Below are 7,565 nucleotides of genomic sequence, written 5' to 3'. Positions count from 1 at the left end.
CACCCCTCCCTCCCCCGTCCCCTCTCGCCCCTCTCTCCCCTCTCCTCCCTCTGTCCCCTCTCCACCTCCGCGCCCCGCGGCCGTGCGGGCCAGGGTCACGCTGCGGGTCAGCAGCGTGGTGGCCTCGGCGTGGTCGAGGCCGCGGCGGGCGAAGCCTTCGTAGGTCGCCTGGTAGCTGCCGGTGATCAGCACCTGGGCGCCGGCCCGGACGTAGGCGGTGTGGGCCGCCTCGATCTGTTCGGGCGCGTCGGCCAGCAGCCGCGCCGACCAGAGCGCGTCCGACAGGTCGCAGCCCTGGGCCTCCAGTTGGTTGGAGAGCCCGCCGTCGAGGACGAGCACGCCGTCGGCGAGCGCCTGGGCGAACGTCCGGGCCGGTGCCATCGGCTCAGCCCAGCTGCGGTGCGACCTGGGCGGAGATCAGCTCCAGATGGTCCAGGTCGTCCAGGTCCAGGACCTGGAGGTAGACCCGGGAGGAGCCGACCGCCGCGTAGCGGCCGAGCTTGTCGGCGACCTCGGCGGGCGAGCCCGCGAGGCCGTTGGCCTTCAGTTCCTCCACGTCCCGGCCGATGGCGGCGGCGCGCCGCGCCACCTCGGCGTCGTCCTTGCCGACGCAGACGACCAGCGCGTTGGAGTACACGAGGTCGTCGGCGCTGCGGCCGGCCTCCTCGGCGGCGGCCCGGACGCGCCCGAACTGCCGCTCGGTGTCTTCCAGCGACGAGAACGGCATGTTGAACTCGTCCGCGTACCGCGCCGCCAGCCGGGGCGTGCGGACGGCGCCGTGGCCGCCGATGAGGACCGGGATCTTCTGCTGGGCGGGCTTGGGCAGGGCGGGCGAGTCGGCGAGGCGGTAGTGCTTCCCCTCGTAGGAGAAGGTCTTGCCGGTCTCGGTCTCCCACAGGCCCGTGACGATCGCCAGCTGCTCCTCCAGCCGGCCGAACTTCTCCTTCGGGAACGGGATGCCGTACGCGGTGTGCTCCTCCTCGAACCAGCCCGCGCCCAGGCCGAACTCGACCCGTCCGCCGGACATCTGGTCGACCTGGGCGACCTGGATGGCGAGGACGCCCGGCAGCCGGAAGGTGGCGGCGGTCATCAGGGTGCCGAGGCGGATCCGGCTGGTCTCGCGGGCGAGGCCGGCGAGGGTGATCCAGGCGTCGGTCGGCCCGGGCAGCCCGTCACCCGAGCCCATCCTCAGGTAGTGGTCGGAGCGGAAGAAGGCGTCGAAGCCGAGGTCCTCGGTGGCCCGGGCCACCCGGAGGAGGGTGTCGTAGTCGGCGCCCTGCTGGGGTTCTGTGAAGATGCGAAGATCCATACCTCCATCCTGCACCCGTCGGGTGCGTGTCAGGGTGCGTGTCAAGCCGTGCGTCAGCGCGCCGGACCTCCCGGCCCGGTCGGGTGAATATCCGTCCCCCCTGGCGGGACGGGGCGCCGCTGGCCAGTGACCGTCACCGGGCGTCGTCGTTGGCTCGGGCGGAGCCGGACCGCCCGGCCCGCGCGCCGGCGGCAAGCAGCCGGTGTGTCGTTCTTCTCCCGTGATCCCGTCCGCACCGGCCGGGGCCCGGGTCGAGGAGGCCGCGATGTCCCAGGAAGCCGCGTCGGAGCAGGCACTGCCCGATCAGCAGCTGCCGCAGCCCGTGCCCGGGCAGCAGGCTCCCGGAGCCCCGAAGGGGCTGCTCCAGCAGATGGAGGAGCTGATGGCGGCCCTTTCCGCCGACCTCTCCCAGCTGGACGCCGACCTCCAGTCCTCCGTGGACCGCCACGAGCCGGAGCCGCCCGCCGAGGACGGTCCCTCCGCCGGCCGGCCGGCCGGCGGGTACGACGGGCGTCACGACGGCGGCGCCGGAGTGCGCTGAGTCCTCTCCTCCCCCTCTGCCCGGGCCCAGGACCGTCACCGGTCCCGGGCCCGGTCGCGTTCCCGCTCCCGTTCCCGTTCCTGACAGGGCTCCCCTTCCTGACCGGGCTCCCGCTCCTGACAGGGCTCGCGCTCCTGACTGGGGTCTCGCTCCTGTCCGGGGTCCCGCGCGGGCTCGGGGTCCGTGCGGGATGTCGGGCCGGGTGCCGGGCCGGACGCCGGGACCGGGTCCGGGGCCGGGACCGGGTCCGGATCCGGGGTGCGGGTGGCGGGCCGCGGGATGGCCGGCAGCGGCCCGGCCCGGCCCCGGGGCGGGTCGGGAGGGCGGGCCCGGGTCTGTTCGCGCACGTCGAGGCGGCGCAGCATGCCCCGGACCCGGTCGCCGGCCTCGTCGGCGGCGTCGATGGCCTCCATGCACTGCCAGTACAGCCCCTCGTCGTCGGTGACCGAGGCCACCCCGACGAGGGCGATCCCGACCTCCCCGAGGAGCTCGCCCAGCGCGGTCAGCGCCGAGCGCGGGTCGCCGACCTCCGTGAGCCGGGCGGCGCGGGGACCGTCCGAGCCCCACGCCGGGTACTCCCCCGCCTCGCTGAGTCCCCGTGCCTCGCCGCGCAGCTCCAGCGGGCCGCAGAGCGCGAGGTGACTCCCTATCGCCTGGGCGAGAGCCCGGGCCTGCCAGGCTTCCGCCACGATGTCGTGTGCCGTCCGGCTCTCGGCCAGTGCGTGCAGGCCGGCTTGGACGAGCCGCTCCGCTTCCATCAACTCCGCCCCCGTTCGTGCGACTTGCCTTCCCTTCAATCCACTACCCAGAGTGAGGCCGCCCGAGCCTTCGCACCAGAGGAATTCGGAAATCTGTGGACAGGCGGCTCGATGGAGGTAAGGCGATCACTCCGAAGAGTGACGATCGCCGCCGGTGTTGCCCGACTCGTCCGTTCCGTCCCGTCTACGGGCCGGGAAACGGAGCTCGTTCCGGTCGATCTTGGCGGCGAGGGCGGCCAGTGGGTCGATCTCCAGCACGTGGCAGAACTGGAGGAGATAGGCGAGGACGTCGGCGACCTCGTCGGTGACCCGGTGGGCCGAGTCCGGGTCCTCCATCACCCGCTCCGCCTGCTCGGGGGTCGACCACTGGAAGATCTCCAGGAGTTCGGCCGCCTCGACGCTGAGCGCCGCCGCCAGGTTCTTGGGCGTGTGGTAGGGCTGCCAGTCGCGCGCCGCCGCGAAGTCGGCGAGGCGGCGCTGGAGCCCGGCCACGTCGTGTTCGGTGTCCGTCACGGGGTCAGGTCTACCACTGCCACCCCGGGGGTCCGCCGGGCCTCCGCCGCCGCGGCCGCGCCGACCGAGCCGATGAGCCGGATGTGGCCGTCGGCGGCGATGGTCGCCGCCAACCCGAGGAGCGCGGCGATCTGGCGGGCGTCGAACCCGCGGTCGAGGTCGTCGGCGAGCAGGGTGAGGCACTGCATGGCGTCCGGCACCTCGGCGATCCGGTCCATGGCGAGGACGCCGGGGCCGGTGAGCAGTGTCAACGCCAGCGCCAGGTAACGGAGTTCGCCGTCCCCGAGCCGTCCGAGCGGGGTGGCGGGTCCGGTGTCCCTGGCGAGGAGGGCCTGGACGGCGCCGTCGGGGAGTTCCTGGACGGCGACGGCGGTGACGGGTCCCGCGCAGCCCGCGCCGGCGACGGCCGCGAGGCGCTGGTGGCGGCGCGGGCAGGCGGTGTGGGTGCGGTGCAGGACCTCGGCGAGGTTGCCGCAGTCGCGCAGGAGCCGTCCTTCGCCGGGGAGGACGGGGGCCCGCATCCTGGCCGGGTCGGGGGTGCAGGGGAAGAGGGACCTGAGGCCGACCACGGCCTGTTCGGCGGCGGCGAGCACCTCGCGCTGGCCCGCGGTGGCCCCGGCGACGCGCAGCGGGAGGAGGGCGGTGCCGAGGAGGTCGTCGGGGAGCGGGGCGCGGGTGACGGGGGTGGCACCGGCGGTGAGCCAGGCGGCTTGGACGGTGGCGCGGCCGGGGTCCCTGAGGGCGGTGGTGAGGAGGGTGCGGCCGTGGCGGGTGAGGCGCTCACCGGCGATGCGGAGTTCGGGCTCGGCCTGGACGGCGAGGTCGAGCCGGACGGGCCCGACGGGGCCGTCGACGGTGCAGCCGATGCGGAAGCCGCGGCGGCCCTGGGTGTCGGGCAGGGCGCCCTCGGGGACGAGGGCGGAGGGGTCCGGGAAGACCTCGGCGAGCGGGTCGCCCGCGCCGAGCCGGGCGAGTGCCTCGTAGGCGCCGAGCACGGTGGACTTGCCGCTGCCGCTGGGTCCGGCGAAGAGGGTGACGGGACCGAGGGGGTGGGTCGCGCGTCGCCGTCCGGCGTAGGCGGAGAGCCGCAGTTCGGTCACGACGGGCCGCGCGACGGCCGGTCGCTCGGCCCCGGCCACGGGTCGCCCGTGCGTCACGGTCGGCCCGTGCGTCACGGTCGGCCCGTGCGTCACGGTCGGCCCGTGCGTCACGGTCGGCCCGTGCGTCACGGTCGGGCCGTGCGGGGGTACGCGTACTGGCGCGGGTACGGGCTCCCGCGCCGGCCGCGCCCGCACCCGAGCTCGCGCCCGACCCCACGCGCGAGCCCGCACCCTGCCCCGCCCCCGTACCCGACCCGGTGCCCGAACCCGTCCCAGTACCCGTCCTCGTACCGGCGCCGCCGCCCGGGCCGGATCCCCCGGCGGAAGACGGCGGGGGCGAGGTCGGGTTCTGGGTCGGGTTCTGGTTCGGGGTCGGGCGCGGAAGGGGGACGGTGTCCGGGCGGGGGGTCCGGGGGTCGGTCATGCGGACGTCGGGCGTACGGGGATCGGGGGTACGGGGGCCGGGGGTGCGGGCGAGGGTGGGGCCGCCGGTGAGGTCCATGATCGGACCGTACGCAGGGGTGGAGCTGACGAACCGTTACGGCGAGATGACCTTCCTACGATCGGGGGACGCTCGCACGAGGGGCGCCGACCGGCTCGTCCTCCTCGTCGCCCACGGGGGCGTCGCCGGTGTTCTCGACCTCGGTGCCGGGCGGGGCGAGCAGGAAGACGTTGCGGTCGACGCGGTGCATGCCGCTGCCGAGGCCGAAGACGACGCCGCTGCTGAAGTCGAGGACGCGCTTGGCGACTTCGGGGTCGGCGCTGGTGAGGTCGAGCAGGACCGGGATCTGGGCGATGAGGTACTCGGCGACCTCGCGGGCGTCGGCGAAGACCTGGACCCGCAGCACGACCATGCGGCGCTGCTCGACGGACTCGTACTGCTCGGGGATGGTGCGGTGATCGACCCTGGACGGCCATTCGTCGCGGCCGCGCAGGGGCAGGACCTGGGCCAGACCCTCCCACTGCTCGTCGGTGACGTCGTACCTCTCGTACCTACTCATGGCACCATCCTCCCGCCCCTCACCCGTTCGGCCCAACAACGACACGGGTGAAGGGGTGACGGGCGGGCGAAGGGCGGGCGTGGGGCGTCACGCGAAGGTCTTGGCCAGGCGGCGCAGGCCCTCGGCGATCTCGTCGGGGGCGTGGGTGGTGAAGGAGAGGCGGAGGGCGGCCGGGTCGGGGGTGCCGGAGAAGAAGGGGGCGCCGGGGACGTAGGCGACGTCGTGGCCGACGGCGGTGGCGAGGAGGGCGGTGGCGTCGTGGCCCTCGGGGAGGGTGGCCCAGACGAACATGCCGCCCTCGGGCCGGTTCCAGCGGCTGCCCTCGGGGAGGGCGGCGGGCAGTCCCGCGAGCAGGGCGTCGCGGCGGGCGCGGTAGGCGGCGCGCACGCCGACGACGTGGGCGTCGAGGTCGCTGTCGCGGAGGTAGCGGGCGACGGCGGCCTGGTCGACGGTGGAGGTGTGCAGGTCGGCGGCCTGCTTGGCGATGACGCAGGCACGGCGGAGGGTGGCCGGGGCGCGCAGGTACCCGAGGCGCAGTCCGGGGGCCATGACCTTGGAGAAGGAGCCGAGGAGGGCGGTGCGGTCGGCGGCGGCGGGGTGGCCGGCGAGGTGCGGAACGGGCTCGCCCTCGAAGCGGAGTTCGCCGTACGGGTCGTCCTCGGCGATCCAGAAGCCGTGCCGGGCGGCGGCCTCGGCGACGGCGGCGCGGCGCGCGGCGGGGAGGGTGCGGCCGGTGGGGTTCTGGAAGGTGGGGACGACGTAGAGCAGGGTGGGTCTCTCGCGGGCGGCGATCTCGTCGAGCGCCTCGGGGAGGATGCCGTCGTCGTCGGTGGGGACGGGGACGACGCGGGCGCCGGCGAAGCCGAAGGCCTGGAGGGCGGCGAGGTAGCAGGGGTCCTCGACGAGGACGACGCCGCCGGGTTCGAGGAGTGCGGTGGCGAGGAGGGTGAGGGCCTGCTGGGAGCCGGTGGTGACGAGCAGGTCGTCGGCGTCGGTGGGGAGTCCGCGGGCGGTGAGCCGGGCGGCGACGGCGGTGCGGAGCGCGGGGTCGCCCTCGGTGGTGGAGTACTGGAGGGCGGTGTGCGGCTGGTCGGTGAGGACGGCCTGGTAGGCGGCCCTGATGCCCTCGGTGTCGAAGAGTTCGGGGGCGGGCAGGCCGCCGGCGAACGAGATGACCTCGGGCCGTGCCGTGAGCGCCAGGATCTCGCGTACGGGCGAGGAGGCGACGTTTCCCAGCCGGGCGGCGAGCGGGGCCCTGGGCGCTGTGCCGGGCGGGACGGCGGTGGCGGTGGCGGCGTCTGCGGTGGCGGTAGCGGCTGCGGCTGCCGCGGTCTCGGGCGTCGTGGCGGCGGAGGGCATGCGGTTCAGTGTAGGGAGCAACTGTCCGGTGTCCAGGGTCGTCTCACGGCCCGTGTGCGGGGCGGGCGGGCGGAGTCGGGGCCGCCGCCACCGGCGGTGAAGGTGCGGGTGTACGGGATGCGGTGGGCGTCGAGGGCGCGGCGGGTCGCGTCGGCGCGGGCCGCGGCGCCGGGGGTGTCCGGGTCGTGGAGGACGCCGGCGACGGAGCCGCTGTGGGAGATCTGGACGCCGACGGCGCCGGTACGCCGGGCGAGGGCGACGAGCGCGTCGAACTCCGGGTGTCCGAGGACGCGTTGGGCGCGGCGGGCGCTGGCGGTGGCGACCCGGCCGAGGAGTGCGGTGTCGCCGTCGGCGAGGGCGCGGCGGAGCCGGTCGCGGAGGTGGGCGTAGGCGCGGAGGTCGGCGTCGTCGGCCGCGGGGGCGGGGAGGGCGAGGGTGTCGACGGGGGCGCCGCCGCCGAGGAGGCAGCCGACGACGAGGAGCGGCGGCAGGGCGGGGCCGAGGACTTCGAGGACGCGGCCCTCGCGCTGGGCGAAGAGGACGGGCCGGGCGTCGAGCATGAGGGGGTCGCTGGCGCGTTCGGCGCGGACGGCGAGGCGGGCGGTGGTGCCGGGGTCGAGGCGGAGCCCGTACGCGTCGGCGACGGCGCGGACGGTGGCGAGGACGTCGCTGGTGGAGCTGCCCATGCCGAGGCCGAGCGGGACGGCGCCGGTGAGGCGGAGGGCGCCGCCGTGGGCGGGGCGGCCGGTGCGTGCCGCGCAGGCGGCGACGGCGAGGCGGGCGGCGCGGGCGGCCTTGGTGCGGTCGGTGGGGACGACGGTGACGGCGTCGGGCGGGGTGCCGGGGTGGGGGGTGAAGTCGGCGCGGGTGCCGGGGGTGGTCATGGGGAGGGTGACGAGGCCGGCGCGCGGGCGCCCGTCGGCGTCGGCGAAGACGCCCTGGAGGAGTTCGCCGTGGTGGGAGGGGGCGTGACCGGTGCCGGGG

8 protein-coding genes and 1 pseudogene are annotated in these 7,565 nt (G+C 75.8%); 1 reads left to right on the top strand and 8 read right to left on the bottom strand.

The window, feature by feature from the left end:
- Both IF73_RS0136865 and IF73_RS0136860 read right to left on the bottom strand, forming a co-directional pair.
- A partial coding sequence (locus IF73_RS0136865) for a homocysteine S-methyltransferase family protein (protein WP_031015839.1) occupies positions 1-381 on the bottom strand: 381 nt, incomplete at its 3' end.
- A gap of 4 nt (positions 382-385) precedes the next feature.
- Entirely contained in the window at positions 386-1,309 is a 924-nt protein-coding gene (locus tag IF73_RS0136860; protein WP_031015837.1) for an LLM class F420-dependent oxidoreductase, read from the bottom strand.
- A 265-nt stretch (positions 1,310-1,574) separates the two neighbouring features.
- Between IF73_RS0136860 and IF73_RS0136855 the strand changes: the two genes are divergently transcribed.
- Positions 1,575-1,850 (top strand): hypothetical protein, encoded by a 276-nt coding sequence (locus IF73_RS0136855; RefSeq protein ID WP_063833516.1) that lies wholly within the window; start codon positions 1,575-1,577, stop codon positions 1,848-1,850.
- Positions 1,851-2,140: 290 nt separating this feature from the next.
- Here IF73_RS0136855 and IF73_RS0136850 read toward each other — a convergent pair.
- The 6 genes and pseudogenes from IF73_RS0136850 to IF73_RS0136825 form a co-directional block, all read right to left on the bottom strand.
- Positions 2,141-2,608: pseudogene (locus tag IF73_RS0136850) on the bottom strand (DUF6099 family protein); the annotation flags it as partial.
- A 126-nt stretch (positions 2,609-2,734) separates the two neighbouring features.
- Positions 2,735-3,121, bottom strand: a complete 387-nt coding sequence (locus tag IF73_RS0136845; protein ID WP_037881780.1) for a nucleotide pyrophosphohydrolase — start codon at positions 3,119-3,121, stop codon at positions 2,735-2,737.
- Positions 3,118-4,278: an ATP-binding protein gene (locus IF73_RS0136840; protein ID WP_234338454.1), complete on the bottom strand. Its 1,161-nt coding sequence runs from the start codon at positions 4,276-4,278 to the stop codon at positions 3,118-3,120. The genes IF73_RS0136845 and IF73_RS0136840 overlap by 4 nt, the downstream gene beginning before the upstream one ends.
- A gap of 500 nt (positions 4,279-4,778) precedes the next feature.
- The gene (locus IF73_RS0136835; RefSeq protein WP_031015825.1) at positions 4,779-5,222 is read right to left on the bottom strand and encodes a cell division protein SepF; all 444 of its coding nucleotides are present in this window, start codon (positions 5,220-5,222) and stop codon (positions 4,779-4,781) included.
- Positions 5,223-5,309: 87 nt separating this feature from the next.
- On the bottom strand, positions 5,310-6,581 hold the full coding sequence (locus IF73_RS0136830; RefSeq protein ID WP_199806787.1) for a PLP-dependent aminotransferase family protein: 1,272 nt from the start codon (positions 6,579-6,581) through the stop codon (positions 5,310-5,312).
- 5 nt (positions 6,582-6,586) lie between these two features.
- Positions 6,587-7,565 (bottom strand): GHMP kinase (locus IF73_RS0136825; protein WP_107049402.1); only part of this gene is annotated, 979 nt, incomplete at its 5' end.

It is taken from the genome of Streptomyces sp. NRRL F-5727, from assembly GCF_000719555.1.
In the GTDB taxonomy this organism is placed as follows: Bacteria; Actinomycetota; Actinomycetes; order Streptomycetales; family Streptomycetaceae; genus Streptomyces.
The sequence above is the reverse complement of the archived record's forward strand: the minus strand, read 5'-3'. Positions and strand labels throughout refer to the sequence as shown.

Coding starts and splice junctions, on each gene's coding strand:
- IF73_RS0136835 (WP_031015825.1), bottom strand. CDS start 5,222: ATGAGTAGGTACGAGAGGTACGACGTCACCGACGAGCAGTGGGAGGGT.
- IF73_RS0136855 (WP_063833516.1), top strand. CDS start 1,575: ATGTCCCAGGAAGCCGCGTCGGAGCAGGCACTGCCCGATCAGCAGCTG.
- IF73_RS0136860 (WP_031015837.1), bottom strand. CDS start 1,309: ATGGATCTTCGCATCTTCACAGAACCCCAGCAGGGCGCCGACTACGAC.
- IF73_RS0136830 (WP_199806787.1), bottom strand. CDS start 6,581: ATGCCCTCCGCCGCCACGACGCCCGAGACCGCGGCAGCCGCAGCCGCT.